19 protein-coding genes are annotated in these 26,275 nt (G+C 39.3%); 11 read left to right on the top strand and 8 right to left on the bottom strand.

The window, feature by feature from the left end; all coding sequences use genetic code 11:
* The first annotated feature begins 169 nt into the window (after nt 1-169).
* From KO495_RS00095 to KO495_RS00080, 4 genes are all read left to right on the top strand, one after another.
* Complete coding sequence (locus KO495_RS00095) at nt 170-835, top strand: potassium channel family protein (RefSeq protein WP_215978358.1); 666 nt, start codon at nt 170-172, stop codon at nt 833-835.
* A gap of 61 nt (nt 836-896) precedes the next feature.
* The gene (locus tag KO495_RS00090; protein WP_215978356.1) at nt 897-2,006 is read left to right on the top strand and encodes an AI-2E family transporter; all 1,110 of its coding nucleotides are present in this window, start codon (nt 897-899) and stop codon (nt 2,004-2,006) included.
* A gap of 26 nt (nt 2,007-2,032) precedes the next feature.
* On the top strand, nt 2,033-3,166 hold the full coding sequence (locus tag KO495_RS00085; RefSeq protein WP_215978355.1) for an HlyD family secretion protein: 1,134 nt from the start codon (nt 2,033-2,035) through the stop codon (nt 3,164-3,166).
* A gap of 49 nt (nt 3,167-3,215) precedes the next feature.
* The gene (locus tag KO495_RS00080) at nt 3,216-4,328 is read left to right on the top strand and encodes a DUF2955 domain-containing protein (RefSeq protein WP_215978354.1); all 1,113 of its coding nucleotides are present in this window, start codon (nt 3,216-3,218) and stop codon (nt 4,326-4,328) included.
* A gap of 114 nt (nt 4,329-4,442) precedes the next feature.
* Here KO495_RS00080 and KO495_RS00075 read toward each other — a convergent pair whose 3' ends face one another.
* The 4 genes from KO495_RS00075 to KO495_RS00060 are packed head-to-tail and all read right to left on the bottom strand — an operon-like array spanning nt 4,443 to nt 9,898.
* Nucleotides 4,443-6,464 (bottom strand): glycoside hydrolase family 3 protein, encoded by a 2,022-nt coding sequence (locus tag KO495_RS00075; RefSeq protein WP_252738715.1) that lies wholly within the window; start codon nt 6,462-6,464, stop codon nt 4,443-4,445.
* A gap of 9 nt (nt 6,465-6,473) precedes the next feature.
* The gene (gene elbB / locus KO495_RS00070) at nt 6,474-7,124 is read right to left on the bottom strand and encodes an isoprenoid biosynthesis glyoxalase ElbB (protein ID WP_215978353.1); all 651 of its coding nucleotides are present in this window, start codon (nt 7,122-7,124) and stop codon (nt 6,474-6,476) included.
* 24 nt (nt 7,125-7,148) lie between these two features.
* The gene (locus tag KO495_RS00065) at nt 7,149-8,381 is read right to left on the bottom strand and encodes a multidrug effflux MFS transporter (RefSeq protein WP_215978352.1); all 1,233 of its coding nucleotides are present in this window, start codon (nt 8,379-8,381) and stop codon (nt 7,149-7,151) included.
* Nucleotides 8,378-9,898 (bottom strand): PLP-dependent aminotransferase family protein, encoded by a 1,521-nt coding sequence (locus KO495_RS00060; RefSeq protein ID WP_215978351.1) that lies wholly within the window; start codon nt 9,896-9,898, stop codon nt 8,378-8,380. Before KO495_RS00060 ends, KO495_RS00065 begins: the two co-directional genes overlap by 4 nt.
* Nucleotides 9,899-10,018: 120 nt before the next feature.
* Here KO495_RS00060 and KO495_RS00055 point away from each other — a divergent pair, with 120 nt between their 5' ends.
* On the top strand, nt 10,019-10,975 hold the full coding sequence (locus tag KO495_RS00055; RefSeq protein ID WP_215978350.1) for a DMT family transporter: 957 nt from the start codon (nt 10,019-10,021) through the stop codon (nt 10,973-10,975).
* Nucleotides 10,976-11,028: 53 nt separating this feature from the next.
* Here KO495_RS00055 and KO495_RS00050 read toward each other — a convergent pair whose 3' ends face one another.
* Nucleotides 11,029-13,515 carry a zinc-dependent metalloprotease gene (locus KO495_RS00050; protein WP_215978349.1) on the bottom strand — a complete coding sequence of 829 codons (2,487 nt, stop codon included), beginning with the start codon at nt 13,513-13,515 and terminating at the stop codon, nt 11,029-11,031.
* A 246-nt stretch (nt 13,516-13,761) separates the two neighbouring features.
* Between KO495_RS00050 and KO495_RS00045 the strand changes: the two genes are divergently transcribed.
* Entirely contained in the window at nt 13,762-14,730 is a 969-nt protein-coding gene (locus KO495_RS00045) for a class 1 fructose-bisphosphatase (protein WP_215978348.1), read from the top strand.
* A 611-nt stretch (nt 14,731-15,341) separates the two neighbouring features.
* The gene (locus KO495_RS00040) at nt 15,342-16,262 is read left to right on the top strand and encodes a manganese-dependent inorganic pyrophosphatase (protein WP_215978347.1); all 921 of its coding nucleotides are present in this window, start codon (nt 15,342-15,344) and stop codon (nt 16,260-16,262) included.
* A gap of 80 nt (nt 16,263-16,342) precedes the next feature.
* Here KO495_RS00040 and KO495_RS00035 read toward each other — a convergent pair whose 3' ends face one another.
* The 3 genes from KO495_RS00035 to KO495_RS00025 form a co-directional block, all read right to left on the bottom strand.
* Nucleotides 16,343-16,552: a DUF3565 domain-containing protein gene (locus KO495_RS00035; protein WP_215978346.1), complete on the bottom strand. Its 210-nt coding sequence runs from the start codon at nt 16,550-16,552 to the stop codon at nt 16,343-16,345.
* A gap of 14 nt (nt 16,553-16,566) precedes the next feature.
* The gene (locus KO495_RS00030) at nt 16,567-18,090 is read right to left on the bottom strand and encodes a VCBS repeat-containing protein (RefSeq protein ID WP_215978345.1); all 1,524 of its coding nucleotides are present in this window, start codon (nt 18,088-18,090) and stop codon (nt 16,567-16,569) included.
* Nucleotides 18,091-18,225: 135 nt separating this feature from the next.
* Nucleotides 18,226-21,696, bottom strand: coding sequence for a PAS domain-containing hybrid sensor histidine kinase/response regulator (locus KO495_RS00025; protein ID WP_215978344.1), 3,471 nt, complete (start codon nt 21,694-21,696; stop codon nt 18,226-18,228).
* Nucleotides 21,697-21,864: 168 nt separating this feature from the next.
* On the opposite strand from KO495_RS00025, the gene KO495_RS00020 reads away from it, so the two are divergent.
* The 4 genes from KO495_RS00020 (at nt 21,865) to KO495_RS00005 (ending at nt 26,063) form a co-directional block, all read left to right on the top strand.
* A complete protein-coding gene (locus KO495_RS00020; RefSeq protein ID WP_215978343.1) occupies nt 21,865-24,057 on the top strand; it encodes a TonB-dependent receptor in 2,193 nt (730 codons plus the stop codon).
* 89 nt (nt 24,058-24,146) lie between these two features.
* Nucleotides 24,147-24,413: a hypothetical protein gene (locus KO495_RS00015; RefSeq protein WP_215978342.1), complete on the top strand. Its 267-nt coding sequence runs from the start codon at nt 24,147-24,149 to the stop codon at nt 24,411-24,413.
* Nucleotides 24,413-25,120, top strand: coding sequence for a nicotinamide riboside transporter PnuC (pnuC, locus tag KO495_RS00010; RefSeq protein WP_215978341.1), 708 nt, complete (start codon nt 24,413-24,415; stop codon nt 25,118-25,120). The genes KO495_RS00015 and pnuC overlap by 1 nt, the downstream gene beginning before the upstream one ends.
* On the top strand, nt 25,113-26,063 hold the full coding sequence (locus KO495_RS00005) for a phosphotransferase (RefSeq protein WP_215978340.1): 951 nt from the start codon (nt 25,113-25,115) through the stop codon (nt 26,061-26,063). The genes pnuC and KO495_RS00005 overlap by 8 nt, the downstream gene beginning before the upstream one ends.
* Nucleotides 26,064-26,275 lie beyond the last annotated feature (212 nt).

Genomic DNA, 26,275 nt, shown 5'->3' with positions numbered 1-26,275 from the left:
TTTATACAAGGCAGAGCCTTTGTAATGTAGCGTTACTTAAAAAGGCGATAACGCGGTAAAAATAACTAATAAACGCTGCCTGAAGGGTTCGGCTAAAAGTTAACCGTGAAAGAGCAATAGCTCCTAGTAAATCCAATTAAATAAAGAGAGTGATATTGCTGTGAAAAAAATGACCCGAGAAGATAACTTTATTTATCTTACATGTGCCTTAGTATTGCTATTACTGGGGACTGCGTTAGCACAGCAATTTTTTACTGACTACATACAACGTTTAGTGCAATCTGCCACCATAGTTACTTTGCTGGTAGCTGTGTGGGGAGTAGACTCTCAGGACTATGTCTTAAGAAGAACCTTTATTTTTCCGCTGGCCATACTCACTTTTTCATTTATTGGCGCTTGGCTTGATAATTCAGGCTTTGATAAACTTTATTTAATTTTATTACTCAATTTTTTTATTTCAAGTGCCTTACGAACAGCTAAGCAGGTATTATTTACTGGCGATATTGATGGCAATAAAATTTTAGGGGCTATTTGTTTATATGTATTAATGGGACTTATTTGGGCCGTATTATTTACCTTACTTCAACTCACGTTCCCTAATGCCTTTAATAGTGTAACGAATACCGACCAATGGTTTGTATTATTCCCTAACTTTATCTACTTCTCTTTTGTTACTATAACCACATTAGGTTTTGGCGACATTTCACCCGCCTTACCTTTAGCAAAGTTTTTAGTGTATATGGAAGCAATTGTTGGGCAGTTTTATTTGGCGATCTTAGTGGCAAGTTTAGTAGGCTCTCATGCATCAACGCTTAAGAAAAAACGCAGTAATTAACCAATTGTAATATTATGCAAATACCATTTAGGCAACTAACAACAATAATTTAAGGACAACCATGGATACTTCATCACAACTCGACAAAGCAAGACGCTTTAATCGCCAAGCAATTGATATTGCGATTAAACTGAGTGCTATCGCATTTATTGTTATTTGGTGTTTTAACATCATCCAACCGTTTATTATGGTGGTACTGTGGGGAGCGATTTTAGCCGTCGCACTTTACCCTTTACATCAGAAAATCACTAAATTATGTAAAGGTAGTAAAAAGTTTGCTTCCATTGCCATTGCCGTTGTTGGTATTACCTTAATTGCCGCACCATCTGTCCACTTATCATCGTCGGCTTTTGACTCAGCACAACACATTTATACTGGAATAGAAGAAGGTACCTTACAAATTCCAGCGGCTAATGAAAAAGTGAAAAGCTGGCCTTTGGTTGGTGAAAAAATTTATAACTCTTGGCAAGGTGCCTCACAAGATTTAGAAAAAGTTGCCGAACAATATGCGCCTCAAATCAAGCACTTTTCGGGTAGTTTACTTTCTGTTGCCGCAAGCATTGGCGGCGGGGTTTTACAGTTTATTGTCTCATTAATTATTGCAGCTGTATTTATGGCTAAATCGGCTTCAATGCACCATGGTATTAGTTTGCTAATGCGCCGTTTAATGAATGAAAATGGCGATAGAACAATAACAACAACCATTGCGACTATTCGCAGCGTCTCTACCGGTGTTTTAGGTGTCGCAGTGATTCAGTCATTACTATCAGGTATTGGTTTATTAATCGCAGATATACCCGGTGCAGGTTTATGGGCCATTGCGGTACTTATTTTAGCGATTGCACAACTTCCCCCTATTATAATTTTAGGCCCTATAGCCGCCTATTACTTCTCAGTTGCCGATACCACTCCCGCAGTTATCTTTTTAGTGTTTAGTATTATCGTCAGTATGAGTGATGCTTTTTTAAAGCCATTATTTTTAGGTCGTGGGATGAATATTCCTATGTTAGTTATTCTATTAGGTGCCATTGGTGGAATGTTACTATCAGGTATTATCGGTTTATTCGTTGGCGCTATCGTATTAGCATTAGGTTATGAATTACTACAAGATTGGCTAAACCACCAAGCCCCTCTCGTTGAAGATAACGATAATAACAGCGTTGAAAAGTAGCCCATTAAGTATTAAAAGAGCACCTTATGTCTGATACCAACACCAATACAAATGATACTGTGGCAAGCCAAAAAACCACGGAAAACATAAACCCGAAAAAAGCTGATTTCACTCAAAAGTTCACCAAAATAATACTGATATTATCTTTGCTGTACTTTGTTTGGTATATCGTCAGTGATCGTTTTGTTCCTCATACCAGTGAAGCAAGAATTCGCTCATTTGTTATCCCTATTGTGCCAGAGGTTGCAGGCAGAATAAGTAAAATTTATATTGCCGGTGATAGACCTGTTACACAAGGGGAGTTGTTGTTTGAAATTGAAGATCAAGACTACATCTTTGCCGTAGAACAAGCACAAGGTAACTTAGAGTTAGCTGGACAAGATGTTGGCGCAAATACTGCCGCCGTTGCCGCTGCCAAAGCCAATTTAGAAAAAGCTAAGGCTGACTTAATTGCCAAAGAAGCTAATGCTAATCGTATTTTTGAAGTTGAAGCAAAAGGCGTGGTATCTAAAGCTCAAGGCGATCAAGCCCGTGGTGTTTTAGCAGCCGCGCAACAAAGTGTACTCAACACCCAAGCATCTTACGAGCAAGCACAAGAGCAGCTAGGACAGCAAGGACAGAAAAACGCCAAAATTCAAAATGCCTTAGCAGCCCTTTCACAAAGTAAGTTAGATCTGGCCCGAACCAAAGTACGCGCACCTAGTGATGGTGTTATCTCTTATGCAAAAATCAATGTTGGTCACTATGCAGCCGTTGGCAGTAAAGTAATGACCTTTATTGATAGCGACTACTTTTGGATAGAAGCTTCGTATCGAGAAAATAACTTAGGCCATATTACCAAGGGCGATGCTGTAGATATTGTTTTAGACTCTTCCCCTGGCGATATCTTTACTGGTGAAGTAGTCAGCGTAGGTTATGGGGTTAGCTTTGATAAAAGTGTGCCTGGTGAACTACCAACGCCACAAAAATCAACGGGCTGGATGCGCAGTGCACAACGCTTTACTGTAATAATTAAATTTGACGCTAACACGGTTGATAAAAACTTATTGCGCGAAGGCGGTCAAGCTGATGTTATGACATATACTGGTGACAACTTCATTTTAAATGGCTTGGCGAAAGTGTCGATATGGATCACCAGTAAACTCGCTTACTTATATTAATTTCAATATAACTTTTGAGCTTAATATTCGCTAGGGAATAAGCATTATAATGACCTTTATCACGCAAAAAATAGCTAATTTTAGCCCAACAGAAACCAGTAGTCTGCGCCTCATTGTTGGCGTAGTACTGGCTGTTGCTATCGCCTTCGGTTTTAATTGGCCTTTTGCTTTTATTACCCCAGTTTTTGTCGCTAAATTTTTAAGTAACAAAAAACCTAAATTGCCACTTAAAAAGCTCGTATCTATTTTTTTAATTTTAACCGCAGCAATAGTGCTAGGTGGGGTACTAACGCGATTTTTAACGCCTTTTCCAGCAGTGTTTATCTTAATTATTACCCTGTTAATTTTTTGGATTTCTTATTGGAATAACTCAGGTGGTAATGAAGTAATTGTTACTATGCTATTGGTGGGCTTAACAGCCATTCCAGTGCTGGGCATTATTGATCAACGTTTAGCTGAGTTATTTACTTTTGGCTTTCTATTTTCTTGTTTTGTGTCATTAGTACTTGTAATGGTAATGCACGAATTAATCCCAGATAAACAGCTTAGTGAACATGAGCAGTTATCGATACCAGTTAATAACGCCCCAGTTGAGCTTGATGCTGAAGGTTTGCCTTTACCAGACAAAGCAGTACGCGTGAAACTGGCTTTACTCAGTACTGTAATGATCATGCCAGTAGTCATTTACTTCCTTAGCTTTCAAAGTACTGCGCTGCTGGTCTTAATATTTATTTCGTTAATGGCGCAGAAGCCTGATTTAGTCGCGGGTATTAAAGGTAGTAAGGCGTTGCTAGTAGGAAATATTATGGGAGGACTAATTGCCATTGCTCTGTATAACGTATTAAAGGTGGCACCAACTTTTAGCTTTTTACTGTTGTTATTTGCACTAATAGTAGGCTATTTGGCAAAGCATATTTTTTCAGAAAAGCGCACTGCACCTTTATATGCAATGGCCTTAGGAACTACCATTATCCTTATATCGAGCGCCAGTGCTGGGGCTTCAGATGCCGATGAAAAGTTTTATGTTCGTATTATGCAAATAGCTTTCGCCTGTAGCTATATTGTTTTTGCGACAGTATTGGCAAACCCGCTTTTGCAAAAACTCAGCGCGCCAACGGTCACTAAAACAATTGAGCCTGATAAACCCACAATAAAAGCTTAATCTATACAGTTAAAAAAACTGACGATAAATACCCGTCGACTTGCAGCTCTGGTGATCTTATTTCAAGCACTTACTGTAAGTCGATTTAGCTATACGATAAGCTGTACCTAAAAACTATAAAGAGACAGGTAAAACACCTTGAGCTTGCTGCTCCGTAAAAATAACCTGCATACTGGCATTAATACCTGGGCTAGTAAAACCCGTCCCTTGAGCATAAATTCTATCATCAAAGTTGAGTAACACTGCATCAACTAATTCACTGTAGCTTGCTAATAAAAATGGCGAGCCTTTGGCAATAAGTATACTGGGTACCTTTTGCGCTTGTGTATATTTAAGCTGCTGTTTTAGTAGTTTTTCATAAGTGCGCTTTTGCTGGTTAGCTTGCTTCGTTCCGTAAGAAGCAATGGCATCATCCATCCCCCCCAAATCCACTAAACTCGCCATTTTCACATCTAAGGTCGCAATCACCACATCCGCTTGAGCCAATAACTTGTTATTGTGCTGTTCGTTGCTGGTATCTGTATCTGCAATAAAATGACTAATGTGTTCAATGATAATATTATCTTGTTGGCTAATTTGAGCTAAGCCCTGTTGTAATGCTGCTAACTCTTGCGCATTCGCTGCAATTAAATGCACCGTGTTGATAGTGTTATTTGCAAGCAATGTTGAACTCAGCGGTAATAACTTGTTATTTTTAAACAATGTTACCGCAGCACTTGCTAGGCTTTGTTCAATCGCCAAATGCGCATCAGTAGCAATTATTTTTTGTGCCTGCGCAATTTTATCCGCCAATGATAATGGCGATAATTGAATAAATTGTGCTTTGTAATGATTTAAGCGCGCTAACGACTGCTCAATATCCGCCAGTGATAAATCCCCTTGCGCAATACGCTGAGTGACTTCACTCGCAACTTCTTTAATGAATAGCTTAAATTGATAAATATCATCAGGCGTTCTTACTTTAAAAGGCATTACCGCTAAATCAGCGCCAGCAATAAAAGTTTCAACAACCGCTTCGACAGGGGTAAAAAAGTGCGTAACGCCAGCCATATCTAAAGCGTCGGTGGCAATAATGCCGTCAAAGCCCATTTTATTACGCAACAAGCCGCTAAGTATTTTCTTCGACATTGTGGCAGGACGAATCAATTGTTCGCCTGATTGGCTGGTAAAAGTTGAGCTATCTAAAGCAGGGTACTGAATATGCGCGGTCATAATCATGGCTGGTTTAGCGTGCTTTATTGCCCAAGTAAATGGCGCTAAGTCAACTTGCTCAATGGTTGCCAAGTTATGATCAACACGTGGTAAACCTAAATGACTATCAACATGAGTATCGCCATGCCCAGGAAAATGCTTTAACGTGCCCATAATACCTTGCTGCTGAATAGCATTTAAGGCAACTAAACCTAATTCAGAGACTTTTTGAGGGTCTTCACCAAATGATCGGGTGTTGATTACCGGATTATCGGCATTAGTATTTACATCAACAACAGGCGCATAGTTATTATTAATTCCTAACGCTTTAAGCTCTTTAGCAATAGTGCTATTAACTTGCTCAGCAAAGCGCGAGCCGTGTTTAGGATAGCTTGCACCAATGGCCATATTACCTGAAAAGCCAGTCATTTTAGCAAAACGCGCAACCCGACCGCCCTCTTGGTCAACCGAAATAATTAACGGCTGTGCTAATGACGACTTTAGCGCCGCTTTTTGTATAGCATCAGTTAACGTCACTATTTGTGCAGTTTCCACAACATTTTCAGCAAATAAAACAATGCCACCAATGTTGGTATCGCTTATCAATTGGCTTAACTCTACAGGTAGTTCAGTCAACGCTTGTCGGCAATGCAGTGATGTTTTAACACTCGGTTTGCCATCAATATCCGCACAAAAGTAACGTATATCAAGAGACATTTTTTGTGCGATTTTTTGCTCTAGCACTGAAAAATTTATTGGGCTTGTTGAGCTCTCAGCATTAGCATTTTCGCTAACTTTTGTGGTCATAAGGTGATTTCTGTTATCTGTTGCATTAATTTGGTAAGCGCTCATAGGCAGTAATAAAGTAATAACTAACAGTTGCTTAAAGCGACTTTTCTTTATTACTGGCAAAAGCAATGTTGATTTTTTTCTAAAGAACAACATTACAATACCTTAGGTGAGCGCCAGTACACTTTTAACAAGCTGAGTAATACCGTTGTTCGCTTCATTAATATTACTCGCTAACATGTAGGCAGGAGTGGTAACTATTTTATTTTTAAAATCGATAACAACATTATCAACATCACAATTTACATGCGTTAAGCCTTTGGCAGTGATCAGTGCTGCTGTCGCGTTGTCTGTGCCAATAGTTCCCTTAACACCCTCAGGGTAAATCAATGGTAATAATGCCGGTGCAATACACATATAACCGCTTGGTTTTTCTGCTTTAGCAAATGCTTTAGCCGCATTTAGCACTTGCTCATTTACCTTGTAGTTATCGCTATCAATAGCAAAGTTAGATAAATTTTTTGCCGCGCCAAAACCACCCGGTACAATCAAGGCATCAAAGTCTTGCTCACGTAATTCAATAATATCTTCAACATCACCACGGCACAAACGCGACGATTCAACCAGTACATTACGTGTTTCTTCACTAACTTCGCCATTAACATGATTAATAACATGGTGTTGATCAATGTTTGGGGCAAAACAACGATAGCTCGCGCCTTGTTGTGTTAGCGCTAAAAAGGTCAGCACTGCTTCATGAATTTCACTGCCGTCATAAACACCACAGCCACTTAAAATAATTGCTACTTTTTTCATGCTAAATCCTTGTTCTTTCTCTTACTAATACTTTTTAAAATGAATAATTGCCTGACAACTTAATACCACCATAATGGCAGCAAACATTAAGTAAGCAAAGGGTAAAGCGCTACCGTCATAAAAATACGCCAAAATAGGGCCTGCTAGTGAGCCCGCACCCCAGCGCAATGTACCAATAACCGCGGTAGCAGTACCTGACTGCTGTGGAAATTGTGCCAAAATTAGTGCATCGCTGTTTACCGCAATCATCGAAATACTGGCCATTAACGGCAATAAACTGGCAACAGTGTACCCTAATGACAATTCATTATAATTAAAAAAAACTAAGCCGCTAACCGACACACACGCCAACATTAACCCCGAGCGTAACATCACCTTAGAGCCATGGCGTGTCACCAAGCGTGTATTGGTAAAGTGAGCCAACATTAAGCCACAAACATTTAAGGCAAAGAGCACACTAAACCAAGTTTCACTCACGTTAAAAAATTTTAAATAAACATAAGGAATTGCAGTGATATAACCAAAAAAGGCGAGCGATACCATCATCGACGTTATGATATAAAAACGCGCATTCACGTTACTAAAAACTATTTGATAACGCTCAATAAAAGTAAAGTCTTGTGCTGACTTTACCTGTTCGCCTGAGTTAGAAAGCTTAGCTGTTTGATCACTGCTATTGGCACTTGCTCGGTTTACCTCAGGTAAAGCGTATATCACCAGTATTAACACCACCAAACTATAGGCACTTAGTACATAAAAAATTAGCTGCCAGTTATGGGCTAATAGCAACACACTACCAATACTAGGCGCTAACATTGGCGCAACCATCATGATCATACTGACATAGGACAAACCTTTAGCAGTATCTTTACCATAGTATTCTCGAATAGTGCCAGGTACGACGACCGTTGCCGCACTACTAATAAACGCCTGAAAAAATCTAATCGATAAAAACTGTTCAATATTCATGGCAAAAGGCAATAATACATTGGCAATAAAAAAGCCGCTTAAACCTAAAATAACCAGTTTTCGCCTTGAGTATTTATCAGCCATCGGCCCAAATAAAATCAAACCCAGAGAGTAGCCAAGTAAATAAATACTTAGGCTGTTTTGTACCATGGGCATTGAGGTATTTAAATCACTCGCAATGGCGAGCATTGCGGGTAAATACATATCAATAGCCAGCGGAGAAACAGCAATAATAGCGGCTAATAATGGCAGCAAAAATTTTAATGAAATACTGGGATGCTTGTTCATAAGTTTCCTGTTTTCTTGACTGGCTTTTGCGAGGCTAACTTCTGTTTTTCAGCGAACAACTTTTCTTGTAATTGTTTAGCAGAATTTTCATGCACTAAGCGCCCTAGCGTTTTTATCGCCTGCTCAATACTTTCATCCCAATGAACACCAAAACTAATCCGCATAAAGTTGGCATATTTACCTGACGGAGAAAAAACCGCACCAGGTGCAAAACTAACTCCTTGGTCGAGGGCCTCTTGAAAAAACTCACTGGTATTTACATGAGACTGACAGCGTATCCACAACACACTACCGCCTTGTGGCTTAGAAATGCAGACCTCCTCAGGGAAATACTTAGCCACCAAAGCACGCATGCGCTCACAATTGTAAATTAAGGTTTTACGCAGTACACATAAATGGCGATCGTAATCACCGCTGAGTAAATATTCATTTAAAGTCCATTGTTGCAACATAGGTGTCGAGCAAGACTGCGCTCGCTTAATGCGTTTTGCTTGTTCTTCAAATTTTCCCGGAATCAGCCAACCAATACGATAACCTGGCGCCGCTGTTTTTGAAAAAGAGGAACACGTCATCACTAAGCCTTTTTCAGAATATAACTGTGCAGGTTTAGGCTTATTGGGCGTGAAATATAGTTCGCTATAAACATCGTCTTCAATTAACGGAATATTGTGCTGCTCAAGCAAGCTAACCATAGCTTGGCGTTGACTGTCTGTTTTCATAGAGCCAAGTGGGTTATTAATCGCAGTAGAAAATAAACACGCACTAATATTATGTTTTTTAATCGCCTGCGCGAGCTTGTCAACACAAGCACCATCTTCGGTGCAGGTATAAATCTCTAGCGCTTTCATTCCTAAGGTTTCAATTAATTCAATAATACCGAAAAAACAGGGAGACTCTATCGCAATAACATCGCCACGTTTTGCTACGCACTGTAAAGCAATAGATAGCGCTTCTTGAGCGCCATTAGTAATAACAATATCGGCTGGATTAGTTTCAACTCCTTGTTCTTGATAGCGAAACGCTAGTTGCATTCTAAGTTTAGCGTCACCCGTGACTGGCCCATAACTTACGGCTTTTTCGGCGACTTTACTCAATACTGAACGCATTAGTCGGGCTAATGCTTTATCTGGTGGGTGTGCTTGAATAGGGTTTGAAATGCCTAATGCTACGGTTTCAGGCAAGTGAACGGCAGCATGAACTTGCTCAATTAAACTACGGCACTTAACTTCACTAGGCTTTCCTTGTCGCCATGTTGCAGGACGAGGTTTTAACGTTCTCGCCTGCTCGGCTTGCAAGTAATAACCTGACTGTGGACGAGCACAAATACGCCCTTGTCGCTCTAACTCAACATACGCCTGCTTTACTGTTGGAATACTGATTTCAAACTGTCGACTTAATTTTCGTAAACTGGGCAGTTTATCGCCAGCGACTAACCCACCAATTTTTTGTTGATGCTCAATAAAGTCAATCACTTGTTGGTACAAGTAAGCAGAAGAGTTTTTGTCGAGTAAGCGCATTTTTCCGCCTTAAACTGTATAGGTTTCATTTTCATATTTCTGTATATGTTATTACAGCAGATAATGATTACAATGTCATTCTCTTTCAGGTAAGCACAATTTTTTAGGTTGATAAAACTAATGAGCAATAGTTTTTTATACGTCGTAACAGTTTTAATTTGGGGATCGACATGGATCGCCATTAATTATCAATTAGGTGACGTAGCCCCTGAGGTTTCAATTTTTTATCGTTTCGCGTTAAGTGCGGTGATCATGTTTGCATTTTGCTACCTTAAGAAAATGCCATTGCGCTTTGCTCCTAAATTACACTTTCAGCTATTCGCGTTCGGTTTAGCCCTGTTTGGCTGTAACTATTATTTATTATATAACGCGCAAGGTTATATTAATTCAGCCCTCACCTGTATCGCCTTTTCGTTAATCATGTTTGCCAATATTATTAATGCTAAATGGTGGTTTAAAACTCATATTTCGAGCCAAGTTTATTACGGTGGCGCGCTAGGATTGATTGGCATTATCACGCTGTTTTGGCCGCAAATAAATACCGTTGAGTTAAGCCAAACCACCTTAACTGGCTTAGCTTTTTGTATTGCGGGGGTGTTGTTTGCCTCAACGGGCAACATGCTTTCAATGAAAAACCAAAAAATGAATATGCCAGTATTACCTGCAACCGCTTGGGGTATGTTGTATGGCAGTATTTTTATGTTTGTTATGGCGCTGCTCAGTGGCAAAGAGTTTAACTTCGCTTATACCGTAGAGTACATAAGCTCGTTACTTTACTTATCGTTGTTTGGCTCGGTTATCGCGTTTGGCTGCTACTTAACCTTACTTGACCGTATTGGTGCTCATAAAGCTTCGTATTCAACGATTATGTTTCCTGCCGTGGCGGTAATTATTTCTACCTTTGTTGAAGGTTTTATTTGGGATGGTTATACCGTTGTTGGCTTATTGTTAATGTTATTAGGTAATTTAGTCGTATTGTCAAAAGCCAAAGCGAAAAAGCAAATACAGACTGAAACCATCGTAACGCAAAGCATTGTTACTCAAACGCCTGCGGTAACAACGGCGCAAAAAGCATAAGCGATAGCTTATGCTTTATCACAATCATTAATTAACAGCAGCGCTCTCTTAAGTTAACCACCAATAGGAGAGCCCGGCGGCATGGTAATTTCACTCGCTGGCGTTGCAGCTTTATTGCGCTCTAAGCTAAAATCAATTTGTTGTTCTAGTAAAATAAATTGCGTTGCGAGAGCCTTATAACGACGGCTATCGTTATTATCATCTAACCACTCTTCAAGCGCTTTTAAGCTCGCATAAACCTCGCTACGTACTTCAGTGACTACATCTGCTTGATGCCATAGCGTTAATAGTTGCTCAACAACTTGTTGGTTAATACGTTGTTGAACTAATAACTCCAAACCTGTTGCAGGTTGCTTTTTAATGGTGTTATTCACTACCTGATTAATAAGCTCTTTGACTGAAAAAATAGCTTCTGCGCTTTTATCACGACGACTTTCTGCCTGAAAACGCATCGCTTGTTGTTGCAAACGTGCTAAACGTTGAGGATTTAAAAGTAGTGCTAAGGTATGTTTTGCACTGGCTTGAGCGGCACTGACAGGATCAAAAGTTAATCCCGTTTGCGAAGCAAAACTTTCTCGATTGCGAGCATAACCATAAGCTTTAGGTGGAATAAGGCTAATTATAGCTTCAGGCAAAGTTAAAAAATCAGCATCTAATGTTGATAATAATGCGCTCAGTGCTTGTTGCTGGATAGCTGCTGAAACCGCTTTCACATCATAGTTTGCTGGTTCTGCCACTTTTACTTCGTAACTATAATTAACACCGGCAATTAATTTAGCAGCCGCTTCAACTTGATAGCGATGAAAGTTATAAATCGGCACCAACGCCTGCTCTAACTCCGACAATGGTGTATTTAACGCAATAGAGTTTAAACCAAAGTTCGTTAACGCTTTATTACGTACCGCCATTACTCGTGTTAACTCTTGGGCAGCATTAGTGCCGTTATCCCATAAATGCCCCGTATTGTGCGCACCAGATTTGGGGCGCGCATCGGGATCTGAGGCGTACAATAAGCCTTGCGCTTTCGTTTGTGCAACTAACGCAGCAAGCTGGTCGGCTTCATTTTGACCATTCTTAGCAGGAAAATCACCATAACCGTAAGCAATGACGTATTTATCCCACGCCCCTAAATCTTCTTTATAGGCTTGCGATAAATCAATTTCGCCGTGCTCGTCTAAAGTTATAAATGGGTGTGGATAATCCATAACCGAAGCCCGATTATTTACGCTAGCAGCAAAGTTGTGGGCAATCCCTAAAGTGTGGCCCACTTCATGTGCTGATAATTGTCGAATTCGCGCAAGCGCCATCGCTTTCATCGCATCGGTATTAGTTTCTTGTGCACTTTTATTATCAGTAAACGGAGACGTTAAACCCAAGGCAATTAAATAATCTTGTCGTACGCGCAAAGAGCCCAACGTAACATGACCTTTAATGATTTCACCTGTGCGTGGATCAATAACCGACGCGCCATAAGACCAACCACGAGTAGCTCTATGTACCCACTGAATAACGTTGTAACGCACATCCATAGGATCAGCATCGGCAGGTAGCATTTTTATTTGAAAGGCATCTTTATAACCAATATCGTGAAACGCTTGTTGCCACCACATGCCGCCTTCAATAAGCGCAGTACGCACAGGCTCAGGGACGCCTGCATCAAGATAATAAACAATAGGCTCAACCGCTTCACTCAGCTTTGCTTGTGGATCTTTTTTCGCTAAACGGTGACGAGGAATCAGTCGCTTAATTAAAGGTTCATCAATAGCACTGGCATAATCTGCATAAGCAATTGACCAAAAGCCGCTAAAAGGGTGAAACGCTCGGGTTTGATAGTTTTCGTCTGGTAGCTTTATTAACGAGTGATGTAAGTTTACCGTCACTGCAGTTGCATCTGGAGTGACCGACTTTAAATACTTGCCTGCCCCCGTACCTTTAAAGGTTACCGTAGCCTCTAATTCAGTATTATTAGGGAAAGCTTTGCTAAATTTTCGGTATAAACCGCTACGACTGGCATCAATTTTAAAGCTACCTTGTTTACGCTTTTTCAAAGTACTCGCAATATTGTGAATATCTGACAGTAAAAAAGGCGTGTAATCAATTAATACCTTACTAATCCCTGACTTATCATTACTTGTTGCAGCAACACTAAAGCCCCAAATAATCGAGCTGGCAAACGCTTCATCAATAGCTTTTTGCTCTAACGGGTTACTCGAGTCTGCACGATAATAAGGGTTAAGCTGTCTTAAAAAAACCTTATTGCCTACTCGCTCAAACTGCACCAAGCGCGTATCGCCTAATTGACCGCGATCTAAACCAATATCATTAGAGCCAATGCCATGTGGTAAGCTTGATTGAAATAAAAATTCTTGTTCAAACTGCTCTATTTGCAAATACACTTTACCTTCATCAACATCATGATAAAAAGAAAAGTAGCCCTGTTGTAGTGTTTTATCCTTAACAAAATCTTTAAAATCAACCTTGGCATAGGCAGAAAGCACTAAACAAGTAAATAACAAAAATACACGACAAACAAATTTCATTTAAATTCCTTCAATGCAAAAGGTAGCAAAACTATACGCTACACTAAACATGACACTATTAATTAAAAATACCGATTAAATAAGCTAGGGGGCTACTAAAAGAGCACCTAAGCTTGTTATAATTAGCCGTGAAAGCACCCGTGAATTATTTCACAAAAACTTTCAGCAATTAAACTTATGTCTGCCGTTATGTTTGGCAAACTTTATAAAAGTAAATAACTCACTTTAAAGCAATTAGGTAACCCAATGCAACGACTAGCCCCAGCTTTACGCCAAGATAATGTTCCACTGGATTTAATATCATTAATTAAAACCATTTTAGCCGCGACTAAAGAGATCTCATTTCGTGTTAGCCAAGCACACTTAGGCGGCTTAATGGGTTCAACCTTAGATGAAAACATTCAAGGTGAAATTCAAAAAAAACTAGATGTAGTTGCCAACGAATTATTTAAAGATATTTTATTAGAGTCTGGCTTTGTTAAAGCCATTTCATCAGAAGAAGAAGATGATGCGGTAGCGGGCAATGAAGAAGGCAAGTTTATTGTTTCATTTGACCCACTTGATGGTAGCTCTAACATTGATATAAATTCACTTATCGGCACTATTTTTTCGATTCATGAAGCGCCTGCGGGTATTGAAGCCGGTGATAATGATATGTTCAAACTATCAGGCAACAAGCAAGTTTGTGCTGGCTACGTACTTTATGGCCCGTCAACCATGTTAGTTATGACCACAGGTAGTGGCACTCATTTTTATGTACTAGACCGCACTCATGGCGGCTATTTATTAGTAGAGCGCAATGTTCAGGTGCCTGCCGATACGCAAGAATTTGCTATTAACATGTCAAACCAACGCTTTTGGCAAGCGCCTATGAAAAACTACATTAATGACTTACTTGCGGGCGGCACAGGTCCTCGTGGTAAAAACTTTAATATGCGTTGGATTGCCGCTATGGTTGGTGATATACACCGCGTATTATGCCGCGGCGGCCTTTTTACCTACCCTGCCGATAGCAAAAATCCAGATCAACCCCATAAACTACGTTTAATGTATGAAGCAAACCCTATGGCATTCTTACTTGAACAAGCGGGCGGTTTGGCCATGACGAGTACTGGCCGTATTATGGATATTGAACCCGATAGCATTCACCAACGCGTTGAAGTGATCATGGGCTCTAAAAACGAAGTTGAAAAATGTTTGAGTTACTATCAGTAACCACTTCATTAAATAGCATTTAAAAAACCAAAAGCCTTACAACTGTAAGGCTTTTTTAATGTCTCCAATCTGCTAGTTTTTTAATAGTGAGTGATATTTATTCACTACGTAAAGCGCTAATAGGGTCGTTTGACAACACTTTTGATATAGGTATAAAACTAACCAATAGAGATAACATCGCAAAACCTAGAGTGAGTGTGGCAACAATAAACCAATCTGGTGTAAATGACACGCTAGGTAGTGTTCTGCTATAGCCTAGCAGCATAAAGTTTAACGAAAAGGTTTGGCGTGAACGCTGTGTTTCAGATGCAGCAGTTCATCGAGTTATAGGTAAATTGCGCTTGTTATTTGAATGATGATCATAAGGCACCTAATTACATTAAAACTTTAATCACCTTACTTGTAACTATACTTGGTTTATTATTTATTGGGCCGTTGGCTTACCGTATTAGTACATTAGTTTCTTAAGTCGCTTGCTAACCTCTGCATATTAACAACAATTTACACAAGAATTGTCACGCTTAGAAACTTGTATAAATTCCAGACTAAAGTCCATACCCAAACAAAACATAGTTTGCTAGAATAGCGCCAAATTAAAGGAGAGCACTTTTATGCCAAATTATGTTGTGGGTCATAAGATCCCTGATTCAGATTCAATCTGTTCAGCTATCGCGTTATCATATTTAAAAACCACTTTAGGTGAGGAAACGCTTCCTGCACGTTTAGGTGAGTTAACCCCTGAAACACTGTTTATTCTTGATAAGTTTGGTTTTGAGCAACCTATGCTTAAAACCAGCTATGCCGGCGACGGTGTTTATATTGTTGATCACAGCGATATTGAACTCGCCCCTGATGACATCGATGAAGCAACCATTTTAGGCATTATTGATCACCATAAACTAGGTGATTTAACTACCTCTACTCCACTTGAAATTTGGGTGCGCCCTGTAGGTTGTACTAACACTATCATTAAAATGATGTATGACTTTCACGATGTGGAAATTCCTAAAAACATCGCTGGTGCTATGATGTGTGCTATTTTAAGCGACACGGTAATTTTCAAATCACCAACCTGTACTACCGCTGACATTAAGTGTGTTGAAGCCTTAGCTGAAATTGCTGGTATTGAAGATTACAAAGAACTTGGCATGGACATGTTTAAAGTTAAATCTGCTGTTGAAGGTACGCCAGTACGTGATTTAGTAAAGCGTGACTTTAAAGATTTCAACATGAACGGTAATAAAGTTGGCATTGGTCAATTAGAAGTTATCGACTTAAGTGTTTTCGACGATATTAAAGACGAGCTAGCTGCGGATATTGCCGCATTAAAAGCAGAAGGCGGTCGTCATAGCGTATTTTTATTATTAACTGACATCATGAAAGAAGGCTCTGAACTTTTAGTAGTGAGTGATGATGAAACCATTGCCGAACAGGCTTTTGGCGTTAAATTAAACAACGGTAGAGCTTGGTTAGACGGCGTACTTAGCCGTAAAAAACAAGTTGTGCCACCACTACAAGACGTATTTTTATAAGTCTATGTATCAGCCATAAAATTTTGAGTTAAGCGTAATTCAAAACCAAGCCAATGCTCACGCATTGGCTTTTTTATTGGTTACTCGTCAAAATCCCTTATCGCCCCTTGGTCGCACTTTTTACACGACAACTCATAACCTAACATCGCTTCTCGACCCGCTAAGGTCACTACCCAAGGCCTATTAATAAACGGCGGCTTGTGCCTAACATGTTGAAAGTGTCCACAGGCTAATCGTGCTACCCAGTCACATTCTTCATCTTGGTGATAATCAATTATTTTTTGCTGCATGTGCCGGTGTTACTTTATTGCGCAAGTAGTATTTTAAACTTGTTTTTGCTGTCTTTGCCGTCTAAGTTGGAAAAGTTCATTAGCAAATCTTCTTTACCATCATTATTTAGGTCGGTAACACTCACCAAATTACCGTCTTTAGGTAATAATGTTTCAAAAGAACGACTACGTTTTGCAAAGGATTTTTTACCTGCTTGGCCACGATAAATCAGTAATTCATCGTCATCCTCAGACAAAATAAGTTCTTTAAGACCATCGCCAGTAATATCAGCTAATTGAACAATCGCACTACCGCTTTGCCCAGAGGTTAAACTAAAATTCAACTCTACTTCTTTGCTAATATTAGGTTTTTCTTCATAGTTATCACTGGCATTCATTTTAAAAATATAAACATCTTGATCAATACTGCCTGCCACTAAAGCACCGATAATTTGTGATAAGCCAATATCAAAACCCGATAAGAGTACTTCAAGCTTTTTGTCGTTATCAATATCAATAAACTGTAGCCCTGTTAAAGTGCCCTCAGCACGAATAACACTATTAGCGCTCGTAGAAAAAATTAATTCGTCTTGCTGCTTTTTACCTAAATAAATTTCATAATCGTTAACGCGATCAAGTACCCCTGAGGCTTTAGTGTATCGTACGACCATATCAGTAATACCATCAGCATTAACATCACGTAATTCGTCTAACTTTCGGTAAACTAAGTTACTTTGATCAAGCTGTTCACCACTGTCATCTTTTTTGGTCCACCATTCATAACCACTGATGGTGTCATTAACATTAATAATGGTTGGCAAGAGCGAGAACTGGCCATTATTAAGCTGCGTATAAATAAAAATTTCACCGTCGCCAACTTGAGCGATATCTGTTTTTTTATCAAAATTGACATCACTAAAATAGAGCTTTATTGGCGCATAGTTAGCTCCCATACCGTTAATCGTTACTCGTGGTTTAATGGGTAACGACTGTTTAGTAAATTGATTGTCAGCTGCACCTAGCAGTAATAGTGTTTCTTTAAAGTCAGTTACAATGATGTCTGCAAATTCGTCATCATTTAAGTCTTGAACAAAGTTGCCGCGCTGTATAAATTCAGCTTCACTTTGTAAATAAATAGAGCTGTATTGTGTTAGCGGTACAAATTGTCCGGCTTGATAACGATACAAGGCATTAGCTGAAGTAAAATAAAGGTTTTGCTGCTTTTTACCCGCTAAGGTTTGTTGGGTTTCACTTAAATCAAAATGGTGAAATTTCTTAGGAAGAATGGCCTTTTCTTTCACTTCGTATTGTTTACTTACGCCATTGTAAGCATAAATCATCAACCAACGATTTTTATGTTCATCTATTGAAAAGGTTACTAACTCTTTCCCTTCACTAATTAATAAATCTGCTGCAATAACACTTTGAATTAAAGGGTAAGGTGTAGCTATGGTCATTTCATTGAAATGGTCGTCTTTGTCTGCTGCTTGCACAGTAAAAGCGGTGATGATGGCTAAACTAGCTAAAGTAAAAAATTTACGGTAATGAAATAACGGCATGAACTCTCTTTCCTTTGATAATAATGCTGCCCTAATACTGACAGAAAAACAGTAACATAGTTCAAAAAAATCGTTACTAAAGCACTTTTAACTCCCGCTGAAATCACGCACTTTGAATGGTTACCGGTATAAACCCTAACTATACCCCACATAATCTGCTTGTAGTTTTTTCGCTAACATTGCACTCATCATAGCGCGCAGTGCTGCAGGTTTTACCAACTTTCGCATATAACCCACTTCATAACTTTTTGCTTTATCTTCAATACCTTCTTCGGTTGTCGCGGTAATAAGAATGGCCGGTAACGAATGGTGACATTGGCTGCGCATATCTTTAATTAGCGTTAGACCGTCGTCTTGTTGACCCGTTAACTTGCCTTCACTAAAACCTAATTGATAATCGACCAGTAAAATATCTATTTCATTCATGTGATTAGCAAATTCTTGCAAGGCACTTTCACGAGAATCAGCAGCAAGAATATTACATTGCCACGCAGACAAGAGTTCAACCATGCCGCTTAATACATCGGGATCATTATCAATACAAAGTACCGTAATATCTTTCAGCGCCACATTAAATATCGGGTTATTAACCGGTATAGGATTAATCACAGCTTGAGCTTGCTCAACATACACTGAAAACTTACATCCCTGCTGAGCTTTAGAGCGTAAGCTTAACGAGTGCCCCATTAAAAACGCTAAACTTTGTGTAATATTAAGCCCTAAACCTAAGCCACGACCTGATTGGTTATTCGCGCTATTTAATTGAGTAAATTGCTCAAAGACTACCCCTTGTTTATCAATAGGAATACCCGGTCCATTGTCGAGCACCTGAATAACCACTTGTTCGTTAAAAACACGTGCGCCCAATAATACTTTACCTGGGCTCGCATAACGAAAAGCATTACCCACTAAGTTTTGAATAATACGCCTAAGCAAGTGGCGGTCAGATTTAATCCAGGCCTGAGTTGGTACTAAACGAAACTCAACTGATTGCTCAATAGCCAGCGCTGAAAATTCTTGCGCTAATTCGTCAAAAAGCTCATTTAACGGGAACGCTTTCATTTGCGGTTTAATATTCCCGCTTTCTAAACGGGCTATTTCAGCTAAATCGGCCAGTAAGTCATTCGCAGCCTTTAATGAGCGGTCAATATTACTCACTTGTCGTTGTTGTTCGCTCGTTAAACTACTTTGCTCACCAAGTGCTGAAGTGAATAACCGAGCTGCTTCAAGTGGCTGCATTAAATCATGACTACAGGCTTTTAAATATTGGCTTTTCTTTAAATGAGCTTGTTCTGCTTTTTCATGGGCTTTTGCCAGTGCTTCATTGGTTTTTGCTAGTGTTAAAGTACGCTCGTAAACTCGTGTTTCTAAATCTAAATTGGCCTCTTTTAACACCTGTTCGGCTTGACGGTAGGCGGTAATATCTGAAAAAAGCATAACAAAACCACCACCAGGTAACGGGTTACCTTCAATTCGAATGGTTAAACCATTGGCTTGCTGTCTTTCAGAGCTGTGCGGACTGCCTTTACGTAAAAAGTCTAAGCGTCTGTTTACTTGCGACTCAATATCACCAGAGCCACATAAACCTCGTTGAATGTTATGACGAATCAGTGCTGATACAGGGCTACCGACATAAATAAGCTCGGCGGGGTAATCAAATAAGTCGAGGTATTTTTTATTCCATGCTACTAAGCATAGTTTTTCATCTACTATCGAAATGCCCTCACTAGCGTTTTCAATCGCACTTTGCAGTAAATTTTGCGAAAAAACCTGACGTTGGCTTGAGGCTTCTTCCACTAAAACAGCTAATTCATCTAAAGCGATATCTCGACCATCTAGAGCCGATGACAATACTAACCGCGCAGATGATGACCCCATAACAGTCGCCAAGGTACTTTCCGTATGTTGCAGTAGCAACTGGTTATAGGTGACATTACCAAGTTGCTTTTTATCGTGAGATGATAAAAACAAACTAAAGTTAATTTTGGCTTTTTCTACCCCAACAAAACGCGAGGCAAGCAATTCTAGTTCTTTCACATCTAACTGACGCTTTTTTTCTACTTTTAATAAATGTGGTGATTTCCATTCTAAAAATAATGACGCTTGCACGCGCTCTTGCACACTTTGTCGACTAATTTGTGATAGTGACCACATCACAATAATATTTGCTCCTAAACTAAATAAGGTAGCGGTTGTTTTGGCAGGAAAAAGACCTTCGGCAAACGGCAAACCATACAGTCCAAACTGCGGTAAAAAGTTTAGTGATAACCATAAAATGAAACCAACTAAAATACCGCCATACACACCAACAAGAGTGGCTCGTCGCCAATAAAACGCTGCAATTAATGCCGGAGTAAGTTGGGCAAAAGCACCAAAAGCCACTTCACCTAACGAAGATAATGTATCTGGAGAGGCCATAATAAATACGCTATAGCCGAGTAAAATTACTAGTAACGCTAAAAATTTACGTATATTTAATAAGCGTTTTCTAAACTGGTCATAATCTGTTTGCGCCACTTTTTGACGACGATACAATAAAGGAAAAACAATTTCGTTACTGAGCATAGTACTTAACGCAATAGAAGAAATAATCACCATAGAACTCGCCGCCGATACCGCCCCTAAAAAGGCAAATAACGTCAACCACATTTGATCGCCAACACCCGGTAAAAACAGCACATAAGTATCTGACGGAACAGTGTCACCCAACAGCATTTGCCCAGCTAAACCTAGCGGTGCAGCAAAAAAGGCAAAAACTAATAAATACAGCGGAAAAACTCGGCGACTCAACCAAGTATCTTTCTGATCTTTTAGCTCAACAATCATCACTTGGAACTGACGTGGTAATGATAAAAATGCCGCCATCACAATAATCAGCATGGCAAACATTGAGGTAACATTATCAACCGTGAATTGCTGGTCGAGCAAAGCACTGGCATTAGCGTCTTGCCATAGGGCTGTTGGAGAATCAAATAAAACAAAACAAACAAAAATACCTACCGCTAAAAACGCAATTAACTTAACCAAAGATTCAAAAGCAATGGCAAGCATTACCCCAGGATGGCGCTCTGTTACATCAATATGTCTAATACCAAAAAGTACCGTAAATACCGCCAGCATTAAACTCACCACTAAGCCAATGTGCCAGCTACTTAAGCTTTGCTCTATTTGCAGTTGTTGAAACGAGTAAACCATGGCTTTAAGTTGCAGAGCGATATAAGGCATAGTGCCAACTAAAGCCACTAAGGTAACTAGTATGGCTAGATTATGTGACTTACCAAAACGCGCAGCTAGTAAGTCGGCAATAGAGGTTAAATGCAGTTTTAAACTGACCCGAATGATGCGCTGTATAAACGGCCACGCAAAAACAAACAGTAAAATAGGACCTAAATAAATAGGGATATGGGAGAGTAAATTAGTTGAGGCTTGCCCGGTAGTGCCTAAAAAACTCCAAGAAGTACAATAAACACCAAGGGTTAGCGCATAAAGGATGCTTTGGCTTTTTTTAGCTAATTGATGACGGTATTTATCTCCCAAAAAAGCAATTAAAAACAATAAGCCGATATAAGCCAAGCTTAACAACACCAATTGCCAATTAGGAAACATAATTACTCGCTAAATAAATAATAAAAATACGCTATGAATATACCTAAGCCATTTAACAATAAAAAGATTATCTGATTATTATTTGTTAGAATAATAACTCTATTCGGGCTAGCCTTGAAAAATTATTAGCCTGTTTTAATACTATTTTGATACAACTAATGAGTTTTTATGACTTTTACCCGTTCAATTACCGCGTTAGCCGTTACCACCAGTTTATATAGTGCTTTTACTTTCAATGCCTTAGCTAATGATACGTTAGCACAAAAAGATGACATTGAAACCATTACCGTTAAGAGTGACTTTCGCCAGCAAAGTTTACAAAAAACACCTACCTCTTTATCAATATTAACTGATACCGATATTAAGCAGCGTAACGCTCAGCATTTAGAAGAGTTAATTGCTGTAACGCCCAACGTTAATTTTGCCAGTGGCTCACAGCGTGCGCGTTACTATCAAATTCGCGGCATTGGCGAGCGTAGTCAATTTCAAGAGCCCATTAATCCTTCGGTTGGCGTAATTATTGATGAAGTCGATTTTACCGGTATCGGTAGCGTTGCTTCATTATTTGATGTTAGCCAAGCAGAAGTATTTCGTGGTCCACAAGGCACCCGATTTGGTGCTAATGCCTTAGCTGGTATAATAAACATCACCACCAATGCGCCTACTGAAGACTTTGAAGGTAGCATGCAATTTGATGCGGGCAACTATAATAGCTACGGCTTAGGCGTTGCATTATCAGGGCCTGCTAGTGATGCTGTTAACTACCGTTTAGCCGTTAATAAATATGACAGCGATGGCTTTATTGAAAATACTCACCTTAATGTTAAAGATACAAATAATCGTGACGAATTTACCGCCCGCGCTAAACTAGCGATTGAAGCAAGTAATGACTTAACCATTGACTTAAGTGCATTTCACTTTGATTTTGATAATGGCTACGATGTATTTTCGTTAGACAACAACCGCAACACCCTTTCTGACGAACCAGGCTTTGACACCCAAAAAACCTCGGCGTTAGCAGCTAAATTCACCTATCAAGGTTTAGACACAGTCACTTTGGTCGGACTTATTAGCAGTGCAAATTCAGATTTAGCTTACGGCTACGATGAAGATTGGGCGTATGCCGGTATTTCAGACCCAGCGATTAATCCTGATATTAACCCCGACTTTGCCTACTGGGAGTTTAGCTCTACCGACCATTACTTCCGTGAAAAATCGGTTACGACCGCTGAATTACGTGTATTATCTAATAAGGGAGAAGAAATTTTTAATGGCAGTACTAGCTGGGTTGCTGGTGTTTTCTATAAGCAAGATAATGAAGATTTATCCCGTCAATATACGAGAAATGATAACAATAGCAAAAACTTTGATTTCACCTCAACCAATGAGCGTACCAATCTTGCTATCTATACTCAATTAGATACAAAACTAAGCAAACGTTGGACGCTAGTTTCTGGCTTACGCATTGAAAACTATCATGCTGATTATGGTAATTCAGATCAGTTTGATGACAACATTAACGATACTATGATTGGTGGTAAGTTAGTCCTTAGCCACCAAAGTACAGAAGATAGTCTTTGGTATGGCTCTATTAACCGTGGTTATAAAGCTGGTGGACATAATACTGATGGCTCTTTGCCTGAAGACCTACGCAGCTTTGACCCCGAATATTTAATGAACTATGAGCTTGGCTATAAAATCACTTTATTAGACAACAATGCTTTCGTCCGTACTGCACTTTTCTATATGGATCGTGAAGATATGCAAGTAAATAGCTCAAGAGTTACTAAAGAAGGCAACGGCACTTCGTTTGTTAGTTATTTAGGTAATGCCACTTCAGGTAGTAACTACGGCGCTGAAATCGAATCAGCTTGGACTATCAATAACTCTGTTAATGTTTATGGCTCACTAGGGTTACTTGAAACAGAATTTAATGAATTCACTGATGCAAACCAAAATTCACTTACCGGTGCTGAACAGTCACATGCACCTAGCTATCAATTTAATGTAGGTATTAACTATCAACCTACAGATGAGTGGTTATTTAATTTATCTGTTGATGGTAAAGATGAATTTTACTTCTCTGACACGCGCTATTTTGATTATGGCTATGACGGTAGCTTCGCAACCATTCCAGAAGAAGATATCAAATCTGAATCAGTGGTCTTACTCAATGCATCTGTTTCTTATATCCAGGATAACTGGCAAATTAAACTTTGGGGTCGTAACCTAACAGATGAAGAGTACGCAAACCGTGGTTTTTACTTTGATAATGATTCGCGTGACGGCTACACACCGAAAGCGCATACTCAGTTATCTGAGCCACTAGTATTTGGTGCAACGTTAAATTACCAATTTTAAACTTATCACTGGTTACTGATAGTGACCAATTTATTATGATGAACTCAGGGGAGTGTTTTCTCCCCTTAAAAAATTTTATAAGGTTAGTTATGAAAATATCAATCGAACTGAGTTTATACCCGTTAGCAGAAGAGCAGTATAAAACTGAAATCTGGGCGTTTATTAAACGGTTGCGTTTAGTTGAAGGGTTGAAAGTCGTCACTAATGGCATGAGTACGCAAGTTTTTGGTGATTACGACTTAGCGGTGAGCAATGTGATGGCTGAAATTAAGCATGTTCACCAAACAACAGGAGCTGCTGTGTTCGTCTGTAAGTTTATCAACGGCGATCGCTCGCAAGTTGAAGCAGAAAGTTAATGACTGCCTTTATCACTGAAACCTTACCTAAAGTCATTGAGTCGTTAATCAGCATTACGGGCCTAGAATGGCTCGCCATGTTACTGTCTTTGGCCTATGTTGTTTTAGCTGCTCGTGGTTCACTGTGGTGCTGGCCTGCCGCTTTTATCAGTACTGCGTTATATACTTATATATTTTACGAATATCTATTACTCATGGATAGCGCGCTTAATGCCTACTATTTAGCCATGGCAGTTTATGGTTTCTGGATATGGCGTAAAAGCACACCACCAGCTACTGATGCTCCTGCGCTTAATACCGCCGACTCTTCGGTGCAAAACAATATCGAACAAAATTTCACGGTCATGTCATGGCATATTAATTGGCACATAAAGGCCTGTTCAATATTAGCAGTAGTGTCTATTGGTTTAGGGTACGTCATGGCAAACTACACCGATGCAGATTTTGCCTATTTAGATACTTTCACCACGGTTTATGCCGTTTTTGCAACGTATTTAATTGCACAAAAAGTGTTAGAAAATTGGATTTATTGGATTGTGATTGACCTTGTTTCAATTTATCTTTATTTACAAAAAGCTTTATACCCTACCGCATTGCTATTTATTATTTTTACGTGCGTGGCGTTTTATGGCTATGCTAAATGGCGTAAATTATTAAAAAGCGAACAAAAGACAATACAAAGTACCAATGATGGCTCTTTTGCTTAAAAGTCTACAAGCGCTACCCTGCTTTACTCACATTAGTAAAGTTACTGACGTAAAGGGTGGCTATAGTAATCAATGCTTTCAAGTAACAACTAACGATCATGATTTTTTTGCTAAAAAAGTATCTAGTGAGTTATTGACTACTGAGGTCTATTTAAGCAAGGTTTTGGCTAAAGAGGGCTTAGCTCCTGCTATTATTTATCATGATCAACAGTGGGTTATCAGTGAGTTTATACAAGGTGATAACTTAACTGATTCCCATTTATCGCTACTTGATAAAATAGCGATAAGTATTGAGTTAATGGTGAAGTTTCATGGCTTACTTTCACATAACTTATCTCAAGCAAATGTTCCAACAGCTAGCCATACTGCGACTACTAAAAAAGCTATAAATAGCATACCCCCATTAAGTATTCCCAAGCATATTGAGCAATTACTAATTGCTGAGATTAGCCCGGACTTACGCGCAACTTTTCAAAAAATATCCGATCAGTTAGATTTATTAATTACGCCCGCTAGCCAAGGTTTTCAACAAGTTTATTGTCATAGTGATATTAATTTTAGCAATGTATTGCTTGACGCCAACCAGCGCTCGTGGCTCATTGATTTTGAGTATGCCTGTAAAGCGCCTGCTGAGTTTGATATTGCCATGTTAATTGCTATAAACAACCTACCATTGTCACTGCTAGAGCAGGTGATTTTTCAGTATCAGCAAAAAGCCAAACAACAAGGCTTTAATAGATTAAACAAAGACTTGTGCAATCGCTTTTTACTGTTCAGCTATTTTATTAATGGTTTGTGGTACTACAACAAAGCACTGCAAGCACCATGCTCAACCAAAGAAACATTTACTAACCTTGCCAAAGCTCAATGGCAGCTATATAACCAGTTAAGTAATACTTTCGCTTTCCAGAGCACTATCGTGCCCTTATCAAAAATCTCTTAAACTGGGTTAACGCTATTTAACCTGAACTCAGTTTAAGAGATATTTAACAAATTGAAATATCGACAAAAATTACTTTTCTGAATCGCTAGTTTGATAGTTTTTCTTCTTTTCATATGATAAGCAAGGCAAATTTCGCGTCAATAGCTGGCCTATTGCAAGTAGATTTAACGAAGAAGTTAGGAAAAGTAGCTGCTAGGTAAACATTTTTAAGC

The sequence above is a fragment of the Colwellia sp. D2M02 genome (genome assembly GCF_018860755.1).
In the GTDB taxonomy this organism is placed as follows: Bacteria; Pseudomonadota; Gammaproteobacteria; order Enterobacterales; family Alteromonadaceae; genus Colwellia; species Colwellia asteriadis.
The sequence above is the reverse complement of the archived record's forward strand: the minus strand, read 5'-3'. Positions and strand labels throughout refer to the sequence as shown.

Coding starts and splice junctions, on each gene's coding strand:
- KO495_RS00095 (WP_215978358.1), top strand. CDS start 170: ATGACCCGAGAAGATAACTTTATTTATCTTACATGTGCCTTAGTATTG.
- KO495_RS00090 (WP_215978356.1), top strand. CDS start 897: ATGGATACTTCATCACAACTCGACAAAGCAAGACGCTTTAATCGCCAA.
- KO495_RS00085 (WP_215978355.1), top strand. CDS start 2,033: ATGTCTGATACCAACACCAATACAAATGATACTGTGGCAAGCCAAAAA.
- KO495_RS00080 (WP_215978354.1), top strand. CDS start 3,216: ATGACCTTTATCACGCAAAAAATAGCTAATTTTAGCCCAACAGAAACC.
- KO495_RS00075 (WP_252738715.1), bottom strand. CDS start 6,464: ATGTTGTTCTTTAGAAAAAAATCAACATTGCTTTTGCCAGTAATAAAG.
- elbB (WP_215978353.1), bottom strand. CDS start 7,124: ATGAAAAAAGTAGCAATTATTTTAAGTGGCTGTGGTGTTTATGACGGC.
- KO495_RS00065 (WP_215978352.1), bottom strand. CDS start 8,381: ATGAACAAGCATCCCAGTATTTCATTAAAATTTTTGCTGCCATTATTA.
- KO495_RS00060 (WP_215978351.1), bottom strand. CDS start 9,898: ATGCGCTTACTCGACAAAAACTCTTCTGCTTACTTGTACCAACAAGTG.
- KO495_RS00055 (WP_215978350.1), top strand. CDS start 10,019: ATGAGCAATAGTTTTTTATACGTCGTAACAGTTTTAATTTGGGGATCG.
- KO495_RS00050 (WP_215978349.1), bottom strand. CDS start 13,515: ATGAAATTTGTTTGTCGTGTATTTTTGTTATTTACTTGTTTAGTGCTT.
- KO495_RS00045 (WP_215978348.1), top strand. CDS start 13,762: ATGCAACGACTAGCCCCAGCTTTACGCCAAGATAATGTTCCACTGGAT.
- KO495_RS00040 (WP_215978347.1), top strand. CDS start 15,342: ATGCCAAATTATGTTGTGGGTCATAAGATCCCTGATTCAGATTCAATC.
- KO495_RS00035 (WP_215978346.1), bottom strand. CDS start 16,552: ATGCAGCAAAAAATAATTGATTATCACCAAGATGAAGAATGTGACTGG.
- KO495_RS00030 (WP_215978345.1), bottom strand. CDS start 18,090: ATGCCGTTATTTCATTACCGTAAATTTTTTACTTTAGCTAGTTTAGCC.
- KO495_RS00025 (WP_215978344.1), bottom strand. CDS start 21,696: ATGTTTCCTAATTGGCAATTGGTGTTGTTAAGCTTGGCTTATATCGGC.
- KO495_RS00020 (WP_215978343.1), top strand. CDS start 21,865: ATGACTTTTACCCGTTCAATTACCGCGTTAGCCGTTACCACCAGTTTA.
- KO495_RS00015 (WP_215978342.1), top strand. CDS start 24,147: ATGAAAATATCAATCGAACTGAGTTTATACCCGTTAGCAGAAGAGCAG.
- pnuC (WP_215978341.1), top strand. CDS start 24,413: ATGACTGCCTTTATCACTGAAACCTTACCTAAAGTCATTGAGTCGTTA.